Origin of the sequence: Pseudoalteromonas sp. NEC-BIFX-2020_002, from assembly GCF_013002825.1 — a bacterium.
In the GTDB taxonomy this organism is placed as follows: Bacteria; Pseudomonadota; Gammaproteobacteria; order Enterobacterales; family Alteromonadaceae; genus Pseudoalteromonas; species Pseudoalteromonas neustonica.
This window is the reverse complement of the sequence record NZ_JABEPJ010000001.1, coordinates 198,718-223,903: the sequence shown is the minus strand read 5'-3', so window position 1 is coordinate 223,903 and position 25,186 is coordinate 198,718. Positions and strand designations below refer to the sequence as shown.

At 39.0% G+C, this 25,186-nt stretch carries 25 protein-coding genes; 12 read left to right on the top strand and 13 right to left on the bottom strand.

Annotated features, from left to right (window positions below):
• Positions 1-46: 46 nt before the first annotated feature.
• Together HJP15_RS00995 and HJP15_RS00990 are read right to left on the bottom strand one after the other, a co-directional pair.
• Positions 47-1,069 carry a lytic murein transglycosylase gene (locus HJP15_RS00995; RefSeq protein ID WP_410054816.1) on the bottom strand — a complete coding sequence of 341 codons (1,023 nt, stop codon included), beginning with the start codon at positions 1,067-1,069 and terminating at the stop codon, positions 47-49.
• Between the two features lie 7 nt (positions 1,070-1,076).
• Positions 1,077-1,358, bottom strand: coding sequence for a YcgL domain-containing protein (locus HJP15_RS00990; RefSeq protein ID WP_054203736.1), 282 nt, complete (start codon positions 1,356-1,358; stop codon positions 1,077-1,079).
• Between the two features lie 155 nt (positions 1,359-1,513).
• On the opposite strand from HJP15_RS00990, the gene minC reads away from it, so the two are divergent.
• Genes minC through minE form a run of 3 tightly spaced genes read left to right on the top strand, consistent with a single transcriptional unit; the run spans position 1,514 to position 3,298 of the window.
• Positions 1,514-2,218, top strand: a complete 705-nt coding sequence (gene minC / locus HJP15_RS00985) for a septum site-determining protein MinC (protein WP_054203737.1) — start codon at positions 1,514-1,516, stop codon at positions 2,216-2,218.
• 5 nt (positions 2,219-2,223) lie between these two features.
• A complete protein-coding gene (minD, locus tag HJP15_RS00980) occupies positions 2,224-3,033 on the top strand; it encodes a septum site-determining protein MinD (RefSeq protein ID WP_054203738.1) in 810 nt (269 codons plus the stop codon).
• A gap of 1 nt (position 3,034) precedes the next feature.
• Positions 3,035-3,298, top strand: coding sequence for a cell division topological specificity factor MinE (gene minE, locus HJP15_RS00975; protein ID WP_054203739.1), 264 nt, complete (start codon positions 3,035-3,037; stop codon positions 3,296-3,298).
• Positions 3,299-3,870: 572 nt separating this feature from the next.
• Here the strand turns inward: minE and rnd are convergent.
• From rnd to HJP15_RS00960, 3 genes are all read right to left on the bottom strand, one after another.
• Complete coding sequence (gene rnd / locus HJP15_RS00970) at positions 3,871-5,001, bottom strand: ribonuclease D (RefSeq protein WP_170172850.1); 1,131 nt, start codon at positions 4,999-5,001, stop codon at positions 3,871-3,873.
• 49 nt (positions 5,002-5,050) lie between these two features.
• Positions 5,051-6,703 carry a long-chain-fatty-acid--CoA ligase FadD gene (gene fadD, locus HJP15_RS00965; protein ID WP_064435578.1) on the bottom strand — a complete coding sequence of 551 codons (1,653 nt, stop codon included), beginning with the start codon at positions 6,701-6,703 and terminating at the stop codon, positions 5,051-5,053.
• A 120-nt stretch (positions 6,704-6,823) separates the two neighbouring features.
• Positions 6,824-7,675, bottom strand: a complete 852-nt coding sequence (locus HJP15_RS00960) for an alpha/beta fold hydrolase (protein WP_054203891.1) — start codon at positions 7,673-7,675, stop codon at positions 6,824-6,826.
• 100 nt (positions 7,676-7,775) lie between these two features.
• Between HJP15_RS00960 and HJP15_RS00955 the strand changes: the two genes are divergently transcribed.
• On the top strand, positions 7,776-9,065 hold the full coding sequence (locus HJP15_RS00955; RefSeq protein WP_054203742.1) for an alkaline phosphatase: 1,290 nt from the start codon (positions 7,776-7,778) through the stop codon (positions 9,063-9,065).
• Between the two features lie 3 nt (positions 9,066-9,068).
• On the opposite strand, the gene HJP15_RS00950 is transcribed toward HJP15_RS00955, so the two are convergent.
• The 6 genes from HJP15_RS00950 to HJP15_RS00925 form a co-directional block, all read right to left on the bottom strand.
• Positions 9,069-11,093, bottom strand: coding sequence for an EAL domain-containing protein (locus HJP15_RS00950; protein WP_212760598.1), 2,025 nt, complete (start codon positions 11,091-11,093; stop codon positions 9,069-9,071).
• 94 nt (positions 11,094-11,187) lie between these two features.
• A complete protein-coding gene (locus HJP15_RS00945) occupies positions 11,188-11,520 on the bottom strand; it encodes a hypothetical protein (RefSeq protein ID WP_054454633.1) in 333 nt (110 codons plus the stop codon).
• A 59-nt stretch (positions 11,521-11,579) separates the two neighbouring features.
• Positions 11,580-12,278, bottom strand: a complete 699-nt coding sequence (tsaB, locus tag HJP15_RS00940) for a tRNA (adenosine(37)-N6)-threonylcarbamoyltransferase complex dimerization subunit type 1 TsaB (protein ID WP_249365768.1) — start codon at positions 12,276-12,278, stop codon at positions 11,580-11,582.
• A 25-nt stretch (positions 12,279-12,303) separates the two neighbouring features.
• On the bottom strand, positions 12,304-14,211 hold the full coding sequence (gene yoaA / locus HJP15_RS00935; protein WP_170172974.1) for a DNA repair helicase YoaA: 1,908 nt from the start codon (positions 14,209-14,211) through the stop codon (positions 12,304-12,306).
• Positions 14,212-14,321: 110 nt separating this feature from the next.
• Entirely contained in the window at positions 14,322-14,975 is a 654-nt protein-coding gene (locus HJP15_RS00930) for a DUF1826 domain-containing protein (RefSeq protein ID WP_170172848.1), read from the bottom strand.
• 368 nt (positions 14,976-15,343) lie between these two features.
• Entirely contained in the window at positions 15,344-15,574 is a 231-nt protein-coding gene (locus tag HJP15_RS00925; RefSeq protein ID WP_169327164.1) for a hypothetical protein, read from the bottom strand.
• A gap of 350 nt (positions 15,575-15,924) precedes the next feature.
• On the opposite strand from HJP15_RS00925, the gene hisG reads away from it, so the two are divergent.
• Genes hisG through hisIE form a run of 8 tightly spaced genes read left to right on the top strand, consistent with a single transcriptional unit; the run spans position 15,925 to position 22,990 of the window.
• Positions 15,925-16,824 carry an ATP phosphoribosyltransferase gene (gene hisG / locus HJP15_RS00920; RefSeq protein WP_054203749.1) on the top strand — a complete coding sequence of 300 codons (900 nt, stop codon included), beginning with the start codon at positions 15,925-15,927 and terminating at the stop codon, positions 16,822-16,824.
• A gap of 4 nt (positions 16,825-16,828) precedes the next feature.
• Complete coding sequence (gene hisD / locus HJP15_RS00915) at positions 16,829-18,133, top strand: histidinol dehydrogenase (RefSeq protein ID WP_169327165.1); 1,305 nt, start codon at positions 16,829-16,831, stop codon at positions 18,131-18,133.
• On the top strand, positions 18,133-19,218 hold the full coding sequence (hisC, locus tag HJP15_RS00910; RefSeq protein WP_170172847.1) for a histidinol-phosphate transaminase: 1,086 nt from the start codon (positions 18,133-18,135) through the stop codon (positions 19,216-19,218). The genes hisD and hisC overlap by 1 nt, the downstream gene beginning before the upstream one ends.
• Positions 19,215-20,276, top strand: coding sequence for a bifunctional histidinol-phosphatase/imidazoleglycerol-phosphate dehydratase HisB (gene hisB, locus HJP15_RS00905; RefSeq protein ID WP_170172846.1), 1,062 nt, complete (start codon positions 19,215-19,217; stop codon positions 20,274-20,276). The genes hisC and hisB overlap by 4 nt, the downstream gene beginning before the upstream one ends.
• Complete coding sequence (hisH, locus tag HJP15_RS00900; RefSeq protein ID WP_054203753.1) at positions 20,273-20,863, top strand: imidazole glycerol phosphate synthase subunit HisH; 591 nt, start codon at positions 20,273-20,275, stop codon at positions 20,861-20,863. The genes hisB and hisH overlap by 4 nt, the downstream gene beginning before the upstream one ends.
• 26 nt (positions 20,864-20,889) lie before the next feature.
• The gene (locus HJP15_RS00895) at positions 20,890-21,624 is read left to right on the top strand and encodes a 1-(5-phosphoribosyl)-5-[(5-phosphoribosylamino)methylideneamino] imidazole-4-carboxamide isomerase (protein WP_054203754.1); all 735 of its coding nucleotides are present in this window, start codon (positions 20,890-20,892) and stop codon (positions 21,622-21,624) included.
• Entirely contained in the window at positions 21,606-22,385 is a 780-nt protein-coding gene (gene hisF / locus HJP15_RS00890; RefSeq protein WP_054203755.1) for an imidazole glycerol phosphate synthase subunit HisF, read from the top strand. Before HJP15_RS00895 ends, hisF begins: the two co-directional genes overlap by 19 nt.
• On the top strand, positions 22,376-22,990 hold the full coding sequence (gene hisIE, locus HJP15_RS00885) for a bifunctional phosphoribosyl-AMP cyclohydrolase/phosphoribosyl-ATP diphosphatase HisIE (protein WP_054203756.1): 615 nt from the start codon (positions 22,376-22,378) through the stop codon (positions 22,988-22,990). The genes hisF and hisIE overlap by 10 nt, the downstream gene beginning before the upstream one ends.
• A gap of 326 nt (positions 22,991-23,316) precedes the next feature.
• On the opposite strand, the gene HJP15_RS00880 is transcribed toward hisIE, so the two are convergent.
• Both HJP15_RS00880 and HJP15_RS00875 read right to left on the bottom strand, forming a co-directional pair.
• Positions 23,317-24,735 carry a hypothetical protein gene (locus HJP15_RS00880; protein ID WP_170172845.1) on the bottom strand — a complete coding sequence of 473 codons (1,419 nt, stop codon included), beginning with the start codon at positions 24,733-24,735 and terminating at the stop codon, positions 23,317-23,319.
• A gap of 42 nt (positions 24,736-24,777) precedes the next feature.
• Entirely contained in the window at positions 24,778-25,176 is a 399-nt protein-coding gene (locus HJP15_RS00875; RefSeq protein WP_170172844.1) for a hypothetical protein, read from the bottom strand.
• Between the last annotated feature and the right edge of the window lie 10 nt (positions 25,177-25,186).

Here is a 25,186-nt window from a genome sequence, read left to right as displayed (position 1 = left end):
ACACCCTAGTTACCTAGAACCTAGCAACCTATCACTCAATAACTCACTAAATCGCTGGATACCCAATGCGATCAGATAAATAGCCAACGCTGGTGGCGAAGTAGTATGAACGGTTCCAATGCATCAGTGCTTTGTAGTTGTCATAAGCAAGATACATACGACCGCCCATGTCATCAGGCATAACTAGCGCCGCGGTTACATCTACATTTGGCAAGTCAGTGCCGTCCATTTTACGTAAGCCAAGTGCTTGCCAATCAGCCAATGAACGCTCAGAATCAGCCCAATATTCAAGCCACTGCTTACGCGTTCGTGTTCCTCTTTTTAATATATAATTTTTATCAAAGCCTTCTGGTAATTTAACTTGGCGGCCCCACGTTAAATCGTCATTCCAACCGGCTTGTTTTAAGTAATTAGCGATTGAAGCAAATGCATCTGCTTGGGTTGTCCAAATATCTTTGCGGCCATCATTGTCATAATCTACGGCGTAGGCATTAAACGATGTTGGCATAAACTGTGTTTGCCCCATAGCGCCTGCCCAAGACCCTTTAAATTTATCTAAAGTAATATGCCCTTCTTTTAGAATATCCAGCGCTGCCCAAAGTTGATTTTTATACATGGTTTCACGGCGGCCATCAAAGGCGAGCGTAACAACAGATGAAATAACACCGTGCCCACCTTGAATTTTACCAAAGTTACTTTCAAGTCCCCATAACGCTACTATGAATCGCGCTTGCACGCCAAACTCGGCTGCAACTTGTTCTAGCAGCTCTTTGTTTTGTGCATATAACTTACGGGCTCGGTCGATTTTCCATTGTGGAACACGTTTGGGTAAATAGCCTTCCAGAGTTTCTTTTACTTCTGGCTGGCTTTTATCTGCCGAAATAACCTTTTTTTTGAACTTTGCAGTCGCAAAGGCTTGTTCAATTAACGTGTTGTCATACCCTTTTTGCGCCGCTTCCTGCTTTAGATTGGCAACATATTCATCAAATTTAGCCTGTGTATTGGCCAGTACAGATGTGCTAGTTGTACAAATAAAAGCACTACATAAAATAGCAGACAAATTTTTCATTACTTTTTTAGTCACTATCAGCTCCATTTTGCTTTCTGAGTTCAGCTAATAAGTTTGCTTCTGGAGGTGGAAGCTGAAGATAAAAGCCTTTATCAGACAATGCTTCTTTCACTAAATTAAGATCGGCTCCACCTAAATGCTCACGTTTTGCTAAATTAATAATCATTACGTAATGTGGTTGACCAAACATAGCCATTAAAGGTTCCGGAACCTTACTAAAATCATCTCTTTTTTCTACATAGAGGAAGGTATCCGCTTTTTTCTTACTTTTATATACCGCAGTTAGCATTATGACCCTATAAAATCTTGCTTAACAGTGCCGCACACTATAACATGAGACTAATAATAAGTTAGAATAATTAGATCGGAAATTTCAATTAAGGGCCTATTCAGCCTAGGTTTATCTAATATTAATTTCTGATTCAACAATTCAAATGAGCGTGTATGTCGGACCAAATTTTTGAGCTAAAAGGGAATCTTTTTACGTTATCAGTTTTACATCTTTATAGTACTGATATAACCCTTTTAGCAGAACAACTGTATATAAAAATAGCCCAAGCCCCTCGCTTTTTTGAAGGGGCACCTATTGTTGTGAACTTAATTGAAATAAAAAACAGTACGCTTGATTTTGTACATTTAAAATCGCTAATCGAACGCATGCATTTTAATGCGGTTGGTGTATGTAATGGCTCTGATGAGCAACATGCGCAAGCTAAGTTAGCAGGCCTTTCTGTTTTAAATTATTCACAAGACGTTAAGAGTGAACCTGTTATACAAGAAGCGAATACTTCAATTGTTGAAAAAACAGTTCACTTACCGGCACAAGTAATTCACGGCACTGTTCGTTCTGGCCAGCAAGTTTATGCCAAAGATCGCGATTTAATCGTGATTGGTGCCGTTAGCCATGGTGCAGAAGTGATTGCTGACGGTAATGTGCACATTTATGGCGCATTACGCGGACGTGCTATTGCCGGTGCACAAGGTGATAATGAAGCGCGAATATTTTGTCAAAAGCTAGAAGCAGAGCTTGTTTCAATTAATGGCAACTATTGGATTAGCGACTCTCTACAAGGCGAACACTGGGGTAGTGCTGCACAAATCCAGCAAAAAAATGAATCATTAGAAATTTCAGCTTTGGTTAAAGGATAAATCTTATGGCAAAAGTTATTGTCGTTACATCGGGTAAAGGTGGTGTAGGTAAAACTACGTCCAGTGCTGCAATTGGCACAGGTTTAGCCCTTAAAGGGTATAAAACAGTTATTATTGATTTTGATATTGGTTTACGTAACCTTGATTTAATCATGGGCTGTGAGCGTCGCGTAGTTTATGATTTTGTAAACGTAATTAATGGTGAAGCTAAATTAAACCAAGCGTTAATAAAAGATAAGCGTGTAGATAAGTTGTTTTTACTTCCGGCATCTCAAACGCGAGATAAAGATGCACTAACGCGTGACGGTGTTGAGCGTGTTTTAAATGAGTTAAAGAAAGACTTCGATTATATTGTTTGTGATTCTCCGGCGGGCATTGAAGCCGGTGCGATGATGGCGATGTACTTTGCTGATGAAGCAATTGTTACAACGAACCCTGAAGTATCATCAGTACGCGATTCAGATCGCATTTTAGGTATTTTGCATAGCAAATCTAAACGCGCTGAAGAGGGGTTAGAAAACATAAAAGAACATTTATTACTGACTCGTTATAATCCAGAGCGTGTATTAAAAGGCGAGATGCTTTCTGTAGAAGATGTACAAGATATTCTGTCTATTGAACTTTTAGGTGTAATCCCTGAATCACAAGCCGTATTAAGTGCATCAAACTCTGGCCAACCTGTCATTTTGGACACTGAATCAGATGCAGGCCAAGCTTATGCTGATGCCATTGATCGCCTACTCGGTGAAACAGTCGATTTTCGTTTCTTAGATGTAGAAAAGAAAGGGTTATTTAAACGGATATTTGGAGGTTAATGTGTCACTACTTGACTACTTCCGCTCAGAAAAGAAAAACACAGCGTCATTAGCAAAAGAGCGATTGCAGATCATTGTCGCACACGAACGTTCACAACGTGGTACACCTGATTATTTACCACAGTTGAAGCAGGATATACTTGATGTAATACGTAAGTACGTCAACATTAATTCTGATGCTGTACAGGTACAGTTTGATCAAAATGAAGATGATTTAGCCGTTTTAGAACTAAATGTCACGTTGCCTGACGAAGAAAAGAAGTAATAAACTGCGGGTGCTATTTAGCATCCGCTTACCTACTTAAGTAATAGTATACCGACATACTGCGCATAATAACATAAGTTAAGTACCTTTCTTGGGCCCAATTTAAAGTTGTGCTTTTACTTTCAAGTGCCATATGAAAGATTGAAAATGGTTTACCCATAGCGTCAAGTGACGAACGCGAAATAATATCAAATCCACAATGCTGGTTAAAACGAACAGCCAGTGGATTTTGTTCGTTTACATCAACTTTATTTGCATCCAGTTGCGTAATGGCACAGTTTAAAAGTGTTTCCCCCCTTGCCTCGCGCCGAGTTTAAGATAAATAGCATTGCAATTTTTGAATCATAAACACAAATAAAACAATAACCTCACCAACAGCATTTTTCCATTTCTTTATGTAGCCGCAGGGAAACCTTGTTCTATCATTATTGGCTTAAAAGGCATTCAGTAGTAGGATTGGTTAAGTAAATCGCTTCGACCAAGCGGTGCAATTTCCATAAATTAAGTAAACTGGCTGTGTATAACAACCAGATACCCGTGTTAAAGCCTGTTGTTCAGCTTTTATAAACTCGTTAAACATCCCATTCTTTTAGCGCGTCTTTTATATAGTTATAACGCCATGATCTTAGTAAATCTGGTTTTGGTGTTGTTTTACGTGTCTCACTGTCTAGCTTCCAATTCCAACTGATTAATTGATTGATTTGCTTTTTTGAAGCAAACACATCTTCCGGAATGGCGTTCTTTTTAGCCACAGCCGTAATTTTTTGTTTAATGTCTTTAGCTACTTTCTTATAATCAGGGAAATCGATTAAACGGCGCAAGGTTGGCGGGTGATCCTGTATTTCAACCCGTTTAGCTTGTTCTAAACATTTTAAAATTTCAACCCCTGAGCGATTCACTTCACTGCTTTCAATATCTGGAATATTTCGCATCGCATTTAAGCTTGTAGGTTTACGTTTTACAATCTCTACCAAATTATGTTCTTTTAAAACAAAGTTAAGCGCCAAGTTTTTGCGAATTGCTTTATTACGTCGCCATGCAGCAAGCTCTCGTAAAATCACTAAGTCAGCAGGTTTTAACTGCCACGCATTTTTAATATCTTTATACAAAAGTTCATCTGGAATTTGATAAGCTCGTTTTTGCGCTATCAACTCACTTTCTGCGATAACAATATCAAAAAAATTGGCATCGTTAATTTGCTTAATAATAATCTCAAAGCACGGGAGTAGATGAAATACATCTGCGGCAGCATAATCTAGCTGGCTGTTTGTTAATGGTCGTTGTAACCAATTTGTGCGTGATTCACTTTTATCAATTTCAATATCAAGTAAATTTTTAACCATATGCGCAAACCCCATGCAATTACCATTTCCTAAAAGCTGGAGTGCAAATTGGGTATCAAATAATGGCGCAGGAACAAACCCCGCGTATTTTTGAAATACTTCAATATCTTCTGATGGTGAGTGCAGTACTTTTAATACTTTTGGATCTCGCAATATTTGCCAAAAATCAAATAGTGAAAGTTCTGCAAGTGGATCTATCAAAGCTAAATGTTCGCCATCATACACTTGGATCAGTGCGACTTCTGGATATAAAGTACGTCGACGCATAAACTCTGTATCAATTGCTAATATTGGTTTATTGCTAATTTGCTCTACAAACTCATTTAGTTGATTTTGTGTTTTGATCAGTTGGTATTGCACTTAAACTCCTACAATAAAAAAGCCGACTTATGTCGGCTTTTTTAGCTTGCTAATCTTTTAAGGCTCTTCTGAGGATTTTGCCAACATTTGTTTTTGGCAACTCATCCCTAAATTCTACGAGCTTAGGGACCTTATAATTAGTTAAATTATCACGACAGTGCTTTATTATATCTTTTTCAGTTAAAGATGGGTCTTTTTTAACAACAAAAACTTTAACTTGTTCACCACTGACATCGTGAGGGATACCAATTGCAGCAACTTCAAGCACGCCATCATGCATTGCAACAACTTCTTCTATCTCATTTGGATAAACATTAAAGCCAGAAACAATAATCATATCCTTCTTACGATCAACAATAAAAAAGAAACCATCATCATCGTAAGTTGCAATATCACCCGTTGCAAACCAACCATCTTGCAGGCATTCAGCTGTTGCATCAGGGCGATTATAATACCCTAACATTACTTGTGGGCCTTTAACCCATAACTCACCGGGTTCACCTTTGGCTGCTTCTTCACCATTATCTAACATTAGTTTAATGTCAGTATTTGGTGCAGGTAAACCAATAGAACCATTATAAGAGCCTAAGTCATACGGACTAATAGTTACCAAAGGTGAACACTCAGTTAAACCATAACCTTCCATTAGCTTACTTTTAGTGACTGCCTGCCATTTTTCAGCAACGGGACGCTGAACGGCCATTCCGCCGCCAAGTGACATTTTTAAATGACTAAAATCTAAATCCGCAAAACCTGGGGTATTTAATAAACCATTAAATAAAGTATTTACACCTGTGATTGCTGTGAACTTATGTTGGCTTAATTCTTTTACAAACCCTTGCATATCTCGTGGGTTAGTGATTAATAAGTTTAAACCACCATACTTCATAAATGTTAAGCAATTGGCTGTTAATGCAAAAATATGATACAGCGGCAATGCAGTCACAACCACTTCTGTACCACGGTTAAGTACTTTGTCTAAACAACCTGATACTTGCTCTAAATTACCAACCATGTTGCCATGAGTTAACATTGCGCCTTTAGAAACACCTGTAGTTCCACCTGTATATTGTAAAAATGCAATATCAGATAAACATATATCAGGCTTTTTATACGCGTTTTCGTTTGCAGCAAGTAAAGACTCAAACTTGATAGGGTTAGGTAATGAGTAACTTGGTACCATTTTCTTTATGCGCTTAACAACAAAGTTAACTACATGTTTTTTCAAACCACCAACCATATCGCCTACTTGTGTGACAACAATATGTTTTACTTTTGTATGTGGTAATGCTTTTTCAAGCGTGTCAGCAAAATTTGCGAGTATAAAAATAGCTGATGTTTGTGAATCATTCAACTGATGTTCAAGCTCACGTACTGTATACAGAGGGTTTACATTAACCACCACACATCCAGCACGTAAAATGCCCAATATTGAAACTGGTGTTTGCAATAAGTTTGGCATCATAACCGCGACTTTGTCGCCTTTTTTCAGCCCAAGCTCATTTTGAATATAAGAAGCGACACGTTTAGTGGCACTATCTATTTCATCATAACTGAGCGTTTTACCCATGTTAGTAAAAGCAGGCAGATCTTTGTAATCAGTGAAGCTCTTTTCAAACACTTCTAACAACGAGTTGTAGTGTTCAGGATCGATTGTTTCAGGCATACCCTCTGGGTAGCGCTTAAGCCAGATTTTTTCCACTCTTAGCTCCTGTTCTATTTATAATTTATTTTTATTAAACCTTAAACTAACTAAGGCAACTTCACAATTGAGCAAATACTCTAATGGGTAAATAATCCCACATTTGGCGCAAAGATACAATTAGCATGCACCATTTTGCAGCATAAACCCCTGAATTTGCTGTAAACACTTAACTGGATTTTGCATATGACAGTGATGTCCTCCTTCGAGTTCAGTTACTGTTAGGTCTTTGTAATATCTACTATAATCATTTATGTTATCACGTACAAATGGGTACCCTACAGTGCCTAATATTAACTGACACGGCACATTTATTTCATTTATAATGGCTATGCATTGTTGCTCATCAAATCTAAAACCTGAATGATTTTTGAGCTTTGGGTCGGTAGTAAGTACCCATTTACCACCACTTTGGGCGATATTTCGTTCCATTAATAATGCGATTAAATCAATTGGTAAATCACTCATTAATGCGCGAGCTTGATAAATCGTTTGCTTTGACTCATAACTCCTGGGTGCTTTTTTGTTGGTTCGGCGTCTGTTTAAAATTGCTTGACGTAATTGCTGCACAACGTCGTTGCTGGGCGTTGTGATCACACCAAATCCTTCTATCATAGTGACTGATTTTACCTTTTCGGCAAAACAGCTGGCAAATAGTCCTGCAGCCATCGCTCCCATAGAATGCCCCACTAAATGCACTTTTTTATCAGTGATTTTGGTAATGAAATTATAAATGTCATCAATGTAATCTACAAAATAGTAATGCGCATCACTACTTCGCCAATCAGAGTGACCATGCCCAGGAAAATCAAGGCAGTACCATTTACCTTCTAACTGAGTGTTTTTTAACATTGGTATAAAACTATGGCAATTATCCAGCCACCCATGTAATCCGATAACAATTTCATCACCTTCGCCAAAGGTTAGTCCATGTAACGCTAAAGTACCACTTTGAATTAAAAAAGGCTGCAAAGGATCATTCCTCATTTTTTTGACTTTGTTTACCGTAAAAGACATTTAATTATCATACATTGTGTATACAATAACACCACAAAATATATGGGATCCTAAAATGATAAAACAAATAAGTCTATTGGCATTAGCGTGTTCTAGCTATGCATACGCAGAGCAGACTCCAAAGAACATTATTTATATGATTGGTGATGGCATGGGCCCAGCTTATACCACTGCTTACCGCTACTTCAAAGATGACCCAGCGACTAAAGAAATTGAAAGCACGGTCTTTGATACAATATTAACAGGAATGGCGCATACATACCCTGATGATCATACGTATGTAACTGACAGTGCTGCAAGCGCTACAGCCCTTAGTAGCGGCCATAAAAGCTATAATGGGGCTATAGCAGTAGACACTGATAAAAAGCCTGTTAAAACAATGCTTGAAATAGCAAAAGAACGCGGGATGATCACTGCACTTGTTGCCACATCGCAAATTAATCATGCAACTCCGGCAAGTTTTGCATCACACAATGAATCGCGTCGCAACTATAATGAAATTGCTAATGATTACATCGACAATAAAATTGCAGGAAAGTTACCTGTCGATTTAATGCTAGGCGGTGGTACTGCATATTATATTCGTGACGATCGTAATTTGGTTGCTGAGTTTAAAGCGGCTGGTTACCAATATAGTGATGATTTTAATAGTTTAAAGCAAATTAATCAGATCCCTGCTATTGGCTTATTTGCCCCTAAAGGGATGCCATCAGCCCTTGATGAGAACCCAACTCGTTTAGCTAAAATGACCGACAAAGCCCTTAAACTACTTGATAAAAATAAAAAAGATGGCTTTTTTGTAATGATCGAAGGCAGTCAAATCGATTGGTGTGGTCATGCCAATGATATCGCATGTGCGATGGCCGAAATGGACGACTTTGCCAAATCAATCGAGCACGCTAAGGCGTATGTTGACAAGAACCCAGATACGTTACTTGTTATTACTGCAGATCATTCAACGGGAGGTTTAACTCTTGGAGCGCATGGTCAATACAAGTGGGAGGCTGAAGTTGTAAAAGGCGTTAAAGCTACAGCGACTAAATTAACCAAGTTAATGTTAGAAGCTGATGACTTAAAAGCAATTTGGACAGCAAATACAACGATTGAATACACCAGTGAAAATCAAGTTAAGCTTGAGCAAGCAAAGAAAATGGGAAGTAAAACACTCAACCTTGCTATAAAAGATATTATTAGTAAAGCAAGCTTTACTGGCTGGACAACCGGCGGCCATACCGCAATCGATGTTCAAGTTTTTGCTTACGGGCCAAGTTCTACACAATTTGTAGGGTCGCAAAACAACACCGACATAGCAAACAAACTAATTAACTTTATCCAGAAAAAATAATGGCTATCTATGATGTTGTTTTTTGAGTAATTCAACAGCAACATTATAAGGTAACGCTTTATTATATAAAAAGCCCTGTGCACATTGTATATGGGCTTTTTTTACAACATCTTCGTGTAATTTACTCTCTACCCCCTCAGCAACTATTTTAAAGCCCAGCTCATCGCATATCTTAGCTAAATGCTGATAAAGTACGGCTGATTTAATATTGCCATCGATTGGTAATAAACTACGATCCAGTTTTATCGTATTGATATTAAGCTTAGATAAAACAGATAAACAAGAATACCCAGTACCAAAATCATCCATTGCACATTGAATATTATGCTTATTTAAATATTTAACTAATTCAATTGCTGATTCAAAGTCTTCAATATAACTTGACTCTAAAATCTCGACTTCAACCTGATTTGGGAATCGAGAGAAAGCTTTAACTACACGTTTATAGCCATCAGCAAGCAAATTTTGTGGCGATATATTAAAGCTAATTTTTGGATGAAAACCCTGTCGCGCAAAATTGTCTAAATCAACTTCTAATTGATCAATAACAAAGCTATCAATTACATGCATTAGTTTATGCTGCTCAAGCGTAGCCAAAAACCAAGGGCCCATTACTTCGCCATCATTTTTTATTAAACGTAATAATGCTTCAAAACCAACAATCTGCTGACTTAAGGGATCCATTTTTGGCTGATAATACAATGCCAATGCGCCACTATTGAGTGCATCAGTGACTGTTTTAAGACTATATTGTTCAATATGCTGTTCGGAATGTGATTTCGCAAAGCTTTCTTCCGCTTTATCTTCAATAACATGACCTGCGCTGTAGCGTTTTACAAGCATATCTAGCGCTTTACCTGTGATGTTGTGACGTTGGTTTGCAAGTACAAAGGGATAATAAATGGCTACATTTAATGCGATTAACACTAATTGCAGAGCAATGCCTGTCCAACTATGGGTGATCATCCACCCACTCAATAAAACGGGTGTAAACCAAGGTATATTCTCACTGGCACTAAGCACAATAAGTCCATGATCTATCAATTGATATGCAATGAAACCATTAACAATAGGGGCAAGTAAAAACGGAATTAAAAAATAAGGGTTAAATACAATAGGTAATGCATAAATCATTACCTCACTTATATTAAACACAGCCAATGGCGCTGAAATACGAGCGATGCTGCGTTCATGCTCTGCATTTTTAAGTAAATAACAGGCAATTATTAATCCCCATAAGCACCCTGTTCCACCTAGTAATACAAAAATAGAGAAGAAGTTATAACTCGACAGGCCTTCAAGAACTTGATAATCAGTGTACGCAGCTGGCGCTAAAATATGATAGGTATTATCCCCATGAACACCAAAAAACCATAGCATATGAGCCGTAATCATTTGGAAACTAACTTTATCAAACACACTTGCATCTTGGTGATAATTCATAAGGAATGCGAGTATTTTATTGCCAAAATCACTTATGAAGGGAATACAAATTAACGTTATCAAACTTGTTAGCAAGTAAGGAAATATTAGGTTTAAATGCTTCCTTAAGAATAAGCTTATAGTGCTTATACCTACTAACTTGAGTGCATTTATTGACGCAAAATAATGCAGTATGTAACAACAAAATATCGGCATTAAAATAGAGTAAAGAACCCCACCTTTACTATCTATATGTATCCCTGCTTCATTTACTATGATGTATCCTGTACTTGCAGCAAAACACACCATCACCAGCACAGGGCTTGCAATTGAGTGTAGTTTTAGATTTTTTGATAAATAATAGCTAAATGACAAGAGTGTTATTAATGGAAATAACGCCCAAACCAAAGTATTGAACGTATTTAAAAATTCATGACTTCCCCCTTTATCCGCAATATCAAACCATTGATTGAGTAATGTGATCACTGAAGCAACAATGAAAAAAGGAATAAGAGCGATATAACTTTCACGCAATGAAAGGATCAATGTGTTTGAAGATAGCTTCACAGCACTTTGATTAAATTGATTAAATATCTTAGCCAGCAAAACGATTTATTCTTTTTATTTTTTTTCTACAATACCGAATTAAGGGAAATATACAAGTGATAATATTGCATGGGAAAAATTATAAATTCAGTATTTAAGCATAAATATCAACACCAATGAGGCTTTGCACCTCGGCGCGACGATCTAAATTTGCAAATTCAGTATAAGTAGAAATTGCTCTGCTCACTTTTGGTGAAGGTTGATCATAAATTGTTTGTGTATATTGGGTTTGAGTATTATTGGTATGTAAAGACAGCTTAGCGGCAAGGTCAACACCTGCGGGGCTTGACTTAACAAACTCAGCAGGTTTTTGATTGGCAATGGCATTACTTAACGTATCAGTAGATACATTAGGCACATTTTTTTTAGGGATAATTCTACCGGGAATATCCCCCGTATAAAAACCAGAACCAATCGGTAAAGCCATAATAGATACTCTTTTAAACTATCAGGTTAATTATGAGCCAAAATATACATTGTTGCAACTTACTCGCGACCGGGTAGCTTTTTCCATGTAACAGTGTCACGAACATACTTAGGTTGAGCTTGTGCTGGCGACACGGTGTGGTGATTTGCGAATGCATAATCAATATGTGCGACCATAAACCCTGCATCAGGCAGTGTAATAGCGTTGTTGATTGTTATATTTGTATAATTATCAAGGGCGTTAGGGTATGTTTTCCAGCCTGTTCCTACTGCTGTGCCTTCTGGATTGTCCAGTATTAGTGCGTCTGGTTTCAGCACTTGCTCTTCACCTTGTAACACCATTAGACTCTCATCATTTAGCATATAATGAGCAAAATAAATCTCTCCCATACGTGCATCTATCGCGCAATATACAGACTTATCACCCGTTTGCTGATGTGTCTGCTGTGCCATCATTTGTAATGTGGATACGCCTACTAATGGCAACTTACACGCATACGCTAAACCTTGTGCTATGGCGACACTAATTCGAACGCCAGTAAAGCTACCAGGGCCTTGACCAAAACCAATGACATCTAAGTCATTTAAACGGCAATTTGCTTTACTAAGTAACTCATCAACTAAAGGGAGTATTTTTTGACTATGCTGTTGCGGACACTCTTCAAAGTGATGAAATGTTTGGCCGTTGTAATTAAGCACTAAAGATAATGCTTCTGTAGATGCATCTAAAGCTAAGAAGTTGATTGTTGTAGCATTCATTTGGTTACTCATGGAATGTATTTCTCTAATTAATTTGTTCTAAAAATTCGCTTGCAGCTTCAAGGCTTCGAGTACGGCGCATTGGGGGTAAGCTTTTCAAAAAAACTTGTCCATACTGGCGCGTCACTAAACGGTTATCACAAATGACAAGTACGCCTTTATCTTTATTATCTCTAATGAGCCGCCCAACCCCTTGCTTAAGCGCAATAACAGCCTGAGGTAATTGAATATAGGCGAACGGATCATGGCCTTGTAATTGCGCGTCTTGCATCTTTGCTTGTAACAATGGATCATCTGGCGCTGCAAACGGTAATTTATCAATAATAACACAACTTAATGTGCTGCCTCTAACATCAACCCCTTCCCAAAAAGAAGCAGTGCCTAAAAGGACTGCATTGCCGTGGCGGGTGAACTTTTCGAGTATGATCCGTTTTGACATTTGTCCTTGCATATATATGGGATAATCAATCTGCGTACTCAAACCTTCCGCGACTAAATGCATCATGCGGTAACTTGTGAATAATACAAAACACCGCCCTTTTGCAGCTTTAATTAAATCAAGGGTGAGCTTTACAATTGCATGCGGCATGTTTGCAGCATGCGTTTCAGGTAAATAGCGCGGTAAACACAATAAAGCCTGCTTATAATAATCAAACGGGCTATCAACCATCATACTCTGTGCCGGTTTTAACCCAAGGCTGGCGTTAAAGTGTGTAAGCTCATTATCAACCGATAATGTTGCCGAGGTAAATACAAAACCCGCGCCAGTGTCGGCCATCATTTTAGCAAATTTAACGGATACATTAAGGGGGGTTATATGTACCGTTAAATATCGACGCGTTGTTTCATACCAATAACTATTACCCGTTTGGCTAATATCAAATACCCGTTCTAATTGACCTTTAAAGGCTAAGGTGCGTTCAAATGGATGCTCTATTTTGTCGCTACGATCTAAACAATGTTTGAGTACTTGATATAAAAAATCGAGATCACTAATTACTCTGTGTAATGCTGCGCATATGTCCTTATTTGCCAGCATTTGTCGCCAATCGCCTCGGCTACCGTCTAAACCAAATTGTAAACGTAGATCAGCCACGCTGGTTTCAAGTTTATTAAGTGTTTTACCTAACTGCAGCATATCTGGAATGTCGGAACGGTAAATTGCACGTAAATCATTAATTAAGTCCACCAGCTTTTTGGTGCTAATACTTTCACCAAAGTAGTCACTGGCAATTTCACTTAATTGGTGTGCTTCATCAAATATATACGCGTCAGCTGTAGGGATAAGTTCAGCAAAGCCGGTATCTTTAACTGCCATGTCTGCAAAAAACAAATGATGATTAACCACCACAATATCTGCATCCATTGCGGTTAAACGGGCTTTGCGGATATAGCAATCTTGAAAATCAGGACATTCTTTACCTAAACAGTTATCCGCAGTGGAGCTTACGTAAGGCAATACTTTGGCATCTTCTTCAATGCCAATACAGTCAGCTAAGTCACCGGTACGTGTTTCACTGGCAAATTTAGCTACCATAGCTAGCTGATGCATTACATCAGAATCATCCGTAGGCACATGTGCAACATGTTGATTTAGGCGATAAGTACACAAGTAATTACTGCGCCCTTTTAACAGAGCTGTTTTTTTACTTGCACTTAATGCTTTAACCAATTGTGGCAAATCACGATGATATAGCTGCTCTTGCAGAGCTTTAGTCCCGGTAGATATAATCGTTTTTCCCTTAGATTTAAGGGCTGGGGCTAAGTAGGCATAGGTTTTACCAGTACCAGTACCGGCTTCAACCACCAGCTGCGAGCGATTTTTAAGTGCATCACTCACCGCTACAGCCATATCTATTTGTGGTTGACGTGGCGTATATCCATCAAGTGATAACGCTAACGGCCCGGTTGCACTAAAAAGCTCTTTGATAATCTCGTTCGCTTAACTAAATCTAATAGCAGGATTTTACGTAAGCCATAGAGTCAGAGCAAGAAAAGAAACCAATGGTTTTGAAATAACCCGTTTTTAACTTTAATTAAAAACTAACAAATATAATCAATATAAATACATATCCGAGGGTCTTGGTTAATAAATGCTGGTGATGACGTGATCAACGCATTATGTTCTTGAGCCAACCAGTTTGTCCCTTTGTAAATTGCAATGTCGCCGTCACAAAAGTGATTAATAACATGATCCTCAGGAGGTTTAATTTGGTGCGTTAGTTGCCCGCCGACTAAAGGTAAAAACGTTGCATTACTGTGTTCAATCCATTGTTCACCGGTACCGCCTACGGATGAGGCCATACGGGTAATCATTGTGTTTTTATGAAAAGCAGGGCTAATCGCATGGTCACAACTAATAACACGGATACCAATCTCTTTTGGTTCAAATAACACCTCAAACATACTTAACATTTGCTTTATATGCGCTGAGATTAAATCACCGTGTGCTGCCTTATTAAAAAGCTGCTCAACTTCAGTGTATAACTTAGGGTTTATTCCACCTTGATAGCGAATTAATTCTCCCTGACTATGTTGTGCATATTTTTTAGCCGCAGTCGAAAGTGCCCAGCTAGACTTACAGCAATAACACGCAAGTACAGTATTTAAATTATAAATTTGAGATAAAACATTTGCCTGTGTATCAATAGAATAAACAGGTGAAACTGTTTGTTCTTGTGAAAGTAACGCATGCATAGAACTAAAACCATAATGATATGTGATATTATATCAAATTAACATTTTTAGGTATTTTGGCAAGCCTTTAATACGAATATAATTATTTATTAAACAACGGAGTTTCTTATCAAGGTTGCGCCTTCCAGAAGATTAAATTTACTGCTTTGTACTTTGTATTTAGTTTGTAGTTAACTGTATTACGATGCTGATGCCTCATAGAAAATCGATAATGCAGCAAAAAAGAAGTTTACTGCTTAGTCCTCGATTTTTACTTATCCACGAATTCACAAACCTCTCATTGCAATTCCCCCTTCATATTGAATAAAATTAAACCAAGTAAAGTGCAACAGTTTTCACAGCACAGTAAAAATTACAGTGCTTAAAGGTTATGCCCATGTATCTAAGTGAGCTTCATCGTCTTCTGTTTTTTTCTGATTTTGAGTCGTTTCGAGCTGTTTTTTATTAATCTTATCTTTTCGTTCTATGTCACGTTTTTTACGTTTTTCACGTTCAACTACCGTCACGTTCGACTCTTTTAGACCCGCAATATGAAACGCGCCTTTTGATTGAAGTTGCAATTTAGTTATTTGCCCTAAATAAGGGATCATGATGTCCATACGTTCCTCCTTTTGTTACTCTTATTATCGACAGTTATAGCTTATTCTTTAATTTGTAGAAAAAAAACTTGCCTCACTATATAAAAATATGTTTTTCTATATGTGAAATTTATTTAACAGATTCAATTTCTTTGTTTACATATATTAAACGAAGATTTATAGGAAATATTATAATGCGCTTAAACCTGACAACAGTACATCATCACCACCATTCACCGGAATAACCTGTCAGGTCTTTCGCTGAGAGGTTATTCCTAAAAGGAACCTCTGGCGAGTCAAAATACAATGATTCATTTTCGCCCTGAGGTTCCCTCGGGGTTTTTAGTTTTTAAATTAAAGGAAAATGAATAATGAGTAACAGCAACCGTCTACGTATCGCCATCCAAAAAGGTGGCCGCCTTTCTAAAGATTGCCAAGATTTACTAAAACAATTAGGTGTTAAGCTTAATTTACGTGAGCAACGTTTAATTGCTCACTCAACTAATATGCCGATTGACGTACTGCGTGTGCGCGATGACGATATTCCAGGTTTAGTCATGGACGGCGTATGTGATTTAGGTATTGTTGGCGAAAACGTACTTGTTGAAGTGCAAGCAGAACGTGAACGCCAAGGCGTACCAAGTGAAGTAACTAAACTTTCAAAACTTGATTTTGGTTATTGCCGCCTTGCACTTGCATGGCCTTCAGAGCTTGGAAAACAAGAAAAAAGCTGGTTTGAAGGCAAGCGTATTGCAACAACCTACCCTGAAATTTTAACTCAATATCTAAAGCGTGAAGGGATCAATGCCAGCACAGTAATGCTTACAGGCTCAGTAGAAGTGGCGCCTCGTGCAGGACTTGCTGATGCAATTTGCGATTTAGTCTCTACTGGTGCAACACTTGAAGCTAACGGTCTAATGCAAGGCGATACTATTTTAGAATCAAACGCCTGCCTTATCCAAAATAAAGACTTACAAGATGCTGACAAACTAGCGCTTATTAATAAGCTTATGCCTCGCTTACGTGGTGTGAGACAAGCTAAAGAAAGTAAATACATCATGTTACACGCGCCAAAAAATAAGCTGGATGAAATCTGCGATATTTTACCAGGCTCAGGTCAACCAACCGTATTAGCACTAGCAGGCTCAGATGAATACGTTGCCCTGCACATGGTAAGCAGCGAAACATTATTTTGGGAAACCATGGAGCAATTAAAAGCGTTAGGCGCGAACTCCATCCTCGTTATGCCAATTGAAAAAATGATGGAGTAAGTCAATGTTGCGCTGGAATGAGGTATCCACTGACGCACAAGCTGCGGCGCTAATGCGCCCAGCGGTTAGTGCAAGTGCGGAAGTAGAAGCAATTTGCCAAGCAATTATGGCAAACGTAAAAGAGCAAGGCGATACAGCCTTACTAAACATGGCTAAGCAATATGATAACCGTGAAACACCTCGTTTATTAGTACCTCTTAGTGAGATTAATGATGCTGAGCAACAACTTAGCAGTGAGCTTAAATACGCAATTGATACTGCCTACGCTAATGTAAAACGTTTTCACCAAGCACAGTTACCTAAAGATATTAAATTGTCGACTCAGCCTGGCGTGCTATGCGAACTAAAATATCAAGCCATTGAAGCCGTAGGCATTTATGTACCCGGCGGCAGTGCGCCATTACCTTCATCGGTGATCATGCAAGGTGTGCTTGCGCAGCTTAGTGGCGCAAAAACAGTGGTTTTAACAACGCCAGTACAAGGCGACTTACCAATAAATCCAGCAATTTTATATGCGGCTAAACTATGCGGTATCAAAACAATCGTAGAAAGTGGCGGCGCCGGTGCAATCGCCGCCATGGCTTATGGTACAGACTCAGTGCCCAAAGTGAATAAGATCTTTGGCCCTGGTAACAGCTTTGTCACTATGGCTAAACAGCTTGTCGCACAAACAATTCCTGGCATGGCGATTGATATGCCTGCAGGCCCGTCAGAGGTATTAGTCATTGCAGACGAACGTGCCAACCCTGAATTTATTGCCGCTGATTTACTCTCACAAGCAGAGCATGGAACAGATTCACAAGTAATTTTACTCTCTAATTGTGCGCTAATTATTGCACAGACAGAGCAAGCTATTGAACGCCAACTTACAGCATTATCACGCCGTGATATAGCCGCTCAAGCATTAGCAAATTCATCGTTTATTTTGGTTGATTCTATCGAACAAGCATTTGATGTATCAGCGCAATACGGCCCTGAGCACTTAATTTTGCAACTTGCCGATGCCAATCCATATTTAGCTAAAGTTAAAAATGCCGGCTCAGTGTTTGTCGGTGACTACACCCCAGAGTCTGCGGGTGATTATGCGTCGGGTACTAATCACGTATTACCGACTTACGGTTATAGTGCAACGTATTCGAGCTTAAATCTGCTTGATTTTTTTCGTACTTATACGGTGCAAACAATCACCGAAAATGGTTTGAAAAACTTATCAAAAGCAATATTACCGCTTGCAGATGCAGAAGGACTTGATGCCCACGCAAATGCTGTAAAGGTGCGTTTAGAGGCTATGAATAGAGGCAATGAATAATGAGTAGTAACCCTTTATTACCCGCAAATATCGATGCATTAGCAGCGTATAGCTCGGCAAAAAGCGAAAAACTAACCGGCACAACGTGGTTAAATGCTAACGAAAGCCCATATGTTAAGAGTATTGATATTAATATTAGTGACTTAAATCGCTATCCAGATCCACAACCAACAAGCGTTATCAATCGCTATGGCGAGTATGCAAAGCTCAACGCCGGTCAAGTATTAATGACCCGTGGAGCAGATGAAGGCATTGAGTTGCTGGTTCGCACTTATTGCCAACCAGCGACAGATTCAGTTGCTTTATTTTTACCAACTTATGGTATGTATAAAGTAACCGCCGATACCCATAATGTCGCGATTAATGGATTAAGCCAAGCACTGCTATTAGAAGGCTCAGTTGATGAAATAATCACAGCTGTTGGTAACAGTAAACTAGTGTTTATTTGTAACCCCAATAACCCAACAGGCAGCATAACGCCGCTTGATAAAATCAAAGCTATTGCCACAGCACTTGCAAATAAAGCATTGGTTATTATTGATGAAGCCTATATTGAGTTTTGCCCAGAGCAAACCGCAAGCAGCCTTATTAATGAATTTGCCAACGTGGTTGTATTGCGTACACTTTCAAAAGCCTTTGCTTTAGCTGGCCTGCGAACAGGCTTTACCCTTGCACAAGAGTCAGTACTAGCACCTATTCGCAAAGTCATTGCGCCGTATCCGGTATCAACGGTCGTCGCAAGCATTGCTGCGAGTGCTCTAAGCCCAGATGCAATTACTTCAATGCGTCGCCAAGTAAGTATTCTAAATGCGCTCAAAATAAAACTAAAGCAGTGGTTAGAAGCATCCCCTGCTGTATTAAAAGTATTAAGTGGCGAAGGTAACTTTGTAACGCTAAAACTAGCTAACAAAAACAGCTTTAATATTGCCCTTGAGCAAGGCCTAGTGATGCGTTCATTTACTTTGTACGGCGAAAACGACTGGCTACGCATTTCAATCGGTAGTGAACAAGAATTAGAACAAGTAAAAAGTTGGTTAGATGGGCTTAGCCAATCAGCCACGCTAAAAGAGCAGGAAGTATCATGAGCAACCCTTATTTATTTATCGACCGTGACGGCACTATCATTGCCGAGCCAATTACCGACAAGCAAGTAGACAGCCTAGAAAAATTAGAGTTTTTACCCAATGTGATCCCTGCCCTATTGCAGTTGCAAGGTGCGGGTTACCGTTTAGTAATGGTGTCGAACCAAGATGGTTTAGGCACTGACAGCTTTCCAACAGCTGACTTTGATATTGCCCAAGATAAAATGATGGATATTTTGTCTAGCCAAGGCATTAAATTTGACGAGGTATTAATTTGCCCTCACTTTGATGAGCAAAACTGTGATTGCCGTAAACCTAAAACAGGCTTGTTAACACAGCTTATGCGTTCAGGCAACGTTGATTTAGGCCGTTCATTTGTGATTGGCGACCGTCAAACTGATATTGGCCTTGCGCAAAACTTATGTTGCGAAGGTATTTTGTACGACGGTGATTGGAACGCGATTGTTACCAAGCTGACGACAGCAGATCGTAAAGGCCGTATTACTCGTAACACCAAAGAGACGCAAATTGATGTAAAAATCAATTTAGATCAAAACAAAAATGGTGAGATCAGCACCGGCCTTGGCTTTTTTGATCACATGCTTGACCAAATTCGCACGCACGCCAATATTGGCCTTGATATTCAAGCCAGTGGTGATTTACACATCGACGAGCATCACTTAGTTGAAGATATTGGCATCGCGCTAGGTTTGGCACTTAAACAAGCGCTTGGCACTAAATCGCAAATTGCCCGCTATGGTTTTGCCCTGCCTATGGATGAATGCAAAGCAGAGGCACAAATTGATTTATCAGGGCGTGCGTCTTTTGTTTTAAACGCGAACTTTAGCCGTGAAAAAGCCGGTGATTTAGACGTACAAATGGTTGAGCACTTTTTCAAAAGCTTAAGTGACAATGCTGCTATTAGCTTAATATTGTCAGTAAGCGACGGTAACTGTCATCACCAAGTGGAAGGTTTATTTAAAGCATTCTCTCGTGCCTTGCGCATGGCTGTTGCGGCCGACGCCAGTCAACAAACTGCCAGCTCTAAAGGATGCTTATGATTGCCATAATTAATACCGGTTGTGCCAATATAAACTCGGTACGCTTTGCGTTTGAACGCCTTGGCCAAACACCCGAGGTGATCACATCCCCTGAGCAGCTTAAAAACTTTGAACGCGCTATTTTACCCGGTGTTGGTCATGCGTCAGTTGCTATGAAACGCCTTATTGAAGGTGGTTGGCAAGAAGCTATTAACGACTACCAACGCCCATTGATGGGGATTTGTTTAGGCATGCAATTACTCTGTGAGAGCACTGAAGAAGGTAATGTGCAGTGCTTGGGTAAAATCCCTGGGCAAGTGAAAGCCCTTGATGTAGGCAGCTTAACCTCACCACACATGGGTTGGAATAATCTTATGGTTAACCGCGGGCATGCCTTAACTAAAGGCCTTGATATAAACGACCAAGTGTATTTTGTACACAGTTTTGCGCATACAGTGAATGATGCCACGCTAGTAAGCGGCGAATACGGGCAAACTTTTTCAGCCATTGTTGCCAACGATAACTATGCGGGTATGCAATTTCACCCAGAGCGCAGCGCAAAAGTCGGCACCCGTTTATTACAAAACTTTTTAGACTGGCAAGTTTAGTCAACAAATTATAAAGAGAATTTAACGTGATTATTCCAGCATTAGATGTATTACAAAATCAAATCGTGCGCTTATATCAAGGTAAATACGATACCGCACAGTTTTACCCGTTTGAGCTTGGCGCTCGCTTACAAGAATACGCACAAAGCGGCGCAGGTAAATTACACCTTGTTGATTTAGAAGGCGCACGGGATCCAGACAAAAAACAATGGCAACACATTCAAGCAGCCACTAAAGCACTAAATGTGCCGTATCAAGTTGGCGGCGGCATTCGTACTGAACAAGACGTAAGCGACTGGCTTAAAGCCGGTGCCAACCAAGTTGTAATTGGCTCTATGGCAGTTGAAAAGCGCGATGAAGTAAAAGGCTGGATTGAAAAATTTGGCGCACAGCATTTTGTTATCGCCCTTGATGTAAATAAAACAGACAGCGGCTGGGCCCCTGCCACTCACGGTTGGTTAAGTGAATCTGAATTTGGCTTATTTGAGCTAGTGGACTTTTATGTTGCACTTGGCGTTATTGATTTTTTGTGTACGGACATCAGCAAGGACGGTACTATGACCGGCCCTTCATTTGCTTTGTACCAAGATTTAGCAAAGCACAACAGCGACATTAAAGTACAAGCCTCTGGCGGCGTAAGTTCACTCGATGACATTAAAAAGCTTAAAGAGCTAGGCGTAGGCGGTGTTATTTTAGGTAAGTCATTGCTCGATGGCGCATTTAATGTTGAGGAGGCGTTGGCATGTTATCAAAACGCATAATCCCGTGTTTAGACGTTAAAGACGGCCAAGTCGTTAAAGGCGTTAAATTTAAAGGTCACGAAGTCGTTGGTGATATATTAACAATGGCTAAAGCGTATAGCGAAGCCGGTGCTGACGAACTCGTATTTTATGAAATTAGCGCAAGTGTTGAAAAACGCCTACTCGATGTAAATTGGGTCGAAAGCATCGCCCGTCATATCGACATTCCATTTTGTGTAGCCGGTGGTATTAAATCGGTCGCCGATGCTGCACGCGTGCTAGAGCGCGGCGCAGATAAAATCAGTATCAACAGCCCTGCTATAGCACGCCCTGAACTTATCAAAGAGTTACATGATGAGTTTGGTAAGCAATGTGTGGTCGTCGGTATTGATAGCTTTTATGATGACGTAACTGGCGAGTATTTAGTGTATCAGCTAACTGGCGATCCCAATGCATCAAGCCGTACACGCTACAAAACGCAGGAATGGGTTAAACGCGTGCAAGACTTAGGCGCAGGCGAAATTGTACTCAACTGCATGAACCAAGATGGCGTGCGTAACGGCTACGATAACGAGCAACTATCTAAAATGCGCGCTTTGTGTGATATTCCACTGATTGCCTCTGGCGGCGCGGGCAGCATGCAAGATTTTGTTGATGTATTTAAACAAAGCCAAGTAGATGGCGCACTCGCTGCGAGTGTTTTTCACAAAAACGTGATCAACATTGGCGAATTAAAACAGTATTTAACAGATAACCAAGTGGCGGCGCGTTTATGCAACTAACTAAAGAAAACCTCACTCAAGTCGACTTCGCGAAAAGCGAGCTGATCCCAGCCATAATTCAAGATGCCCGTACTGGGGTTATTTTAATGCAAGGGTTTATGAATCAAGAGTCCCTTGAGGTCACCTTTGAAAAGCAAAAAGTGACCTTTTATTCACGTTCAAAAAACCGTTTATGGACGAAGGGTGAAACCTCTGAGAATTACTTAGAAGTAGTGTCGGTCCATACAGATTGCGATTACGATTCAATATTAGTGCTCGCCAACCCACTTGGCCCAACCTGTCATTTAGGCACGCAAAGTTGTTTTGGTGATGCCGCTAAACCAAGCTTGAGCTTTCTAGCACAACTTGAACAAGTGATTGTAGAGCGTAAAAACGACGACCCTGAAAAAAGCTACACAGCGTCACTTTTTGCTAAAGACTTAAGCCGTAGCTGCCAAAAAGTCGGTGAAGAAGGTGTAGAAGTTGCTCTAGCCGCAATGAAACACGACAACGACGAGCTAACGAATGAATCAGCCGATTTGTTGTATCACTTAATCGTGTTACTACAGCGTCAAGGCCTTGAGCTGAAAGACGTGGTAGAATGCCTACAAGGCCGTCATAAATAAGTTTATCTATAGTTGTTTATTAAGCTATGAGTTTTTAACAAAGGATAAAAACACACAGATGTTAGCATTCTTTACTCAATCCAAATATATTGACTTGCTAAATGCTTAAGTCGCATTAACTGAGTTCATATTTTGACTCAATTATTTATTGTTCTCTTAACTAGTTTGACGTAAAATTTGATTTGATCAACCTCTCGGCTCCGCTTTATATATCAATAAAATGAAGCCGGAGGTTGTGAAATTAAAAAATCACTTTTCATGCTTTAGCTACAAATAAATAATAATTTCTGTAGGTTTTAGATAATTAAGTTTAAAGCGTAATTTATCTAAGGTATTAAAATTAAAGCCTTTGGATCTAAGGTAATATGATCATGGTTATTATGAACATTATTAAACTTCATTTTATTACTTGGTTCCCAGCTCCCTAAGCCAGTTTCGAGTACCTTTGTAGCAATCGTTAAATTACCATTTATCATAAGGCTATATAACCAACCGGCTGACAGTTCGCCATATTTAGAACCATAACCAGAATATAAACGTTGCACCTCTGACACTGTTGATAGTGCATCTAAGCCAGCCCTTTGATTACTTACCCATATTTTAACTATATCTAAGTGCTTTTGTTCATCCGACACCATTGTGTTTCCAACAAAATAATTACTCACAGCCCTTTGCAAACGATTGTAGTTTTCCTGACCACTTTTATTATCCAACTCCGTAAATTGAAAGGTGTCTATATCTGTACCATATTTATGACTTTTATGGCCGATGTTACGCCCATGCTCACCTGATATATCGTTTACTCGTGTAATAAGACTGAAGTTATTTTCCAGCCAAGCATAAGCTCCTTTTGATGACCAATCGTCTCCGCCTTTGTCACGAGTCCAACCAAAACGTTTAACTTTTTCAGGCATCGCCCAAAGTGCTGTATGTGCTCCTGACAATAACTGAGAATTTACTTCTTGATTATCATGAAAGCCATTGACTATAAATTGATATTTAAAATTTCGAAATCGTGCTTCTGTTAAGTTACTTTTATTCCCTTCTAGTGTGAATGTTACTGGTACTCTGTATACATCACCACCTAAATTTATAACTTCTTTAGACATAAAATCATAAGAATTAACTAGAATTGGAGTGCTAATAGATTCTGGTGGCATTAGATAAACGTCAATGGAAGACAGAACAGTATTTTCTGCTTTAGAGATCGTTAAATCATAACTCCTGTTAAATACATTCTTGTTTCCTAACTTAGGAATTGACACTATTTCACTTGGGTACTTTATCTTACCACTTGATGAAATGCTTTTGACTTTTACTAACTTAATTTTCGGGTAATTAATAGAAGCAAGGACCATACTCCACCTACAATTTGAGCCATAACTTCCACTCCTTCCTATATCCACTTTTATTTTGAACGTTCTATTTTTAGGATTAATGTGTGAAACATTAAAAACCTCAGAAATAATAGCCCTAGAAGCACCATCAGGATTAGGTTTTAAAATAGGGCCAAGATAAAGTTGTGAGTATATTCCTCTTTTCTGCGCATAATAAAATGATCCATTATTGTTTTGCAAAGATAGTTCCCATGAATCATTCCATTGCCCTAAACAAACATCATGTCCAAAATATTGCCACATATTTGTCGAGACGCTGTAAGTTAGATTAAATGACTCAACGCCATCCGGAAGGGTAAACTCATATTCTTTATCCCAAAGCTGATATCGAGTAGAAACACCAATCATTTTTGCATTTTTATTATTGCTAATATCAGTAGCCAGTATGTTTTAACCTTCAATATTTTTCAAAAATAAATCTTGAGCTAATTGATAATCATCAAGAGTAGTTGCATCTGAAAAAGATTGGTTATTTATTTCTGAACTATTTATTTTCTTAGTCAACGGTATTAAGACGTCAAAATAATCGGATAATGTTGCATTTTTCGCATATGAAAAATATCGTAAGCTCACCATTGTATTTTCATTTAATTCAAATTGAGCGAACGTTCGATAATAATCCCCTGTAGGGTGTTCTATTTTACCATTCACTTGCCACAACCCTAGTTCCAATTCTGGAATAACAATATTACCTTGCGAATCAGGGCTTAATGACAACTTTGTTTGCGTTTGTTCGTTTGTGACTGCTAGTGTGATATCTTCAATATTGATAAGTTGACTTAGATTCACTGGGATAGTT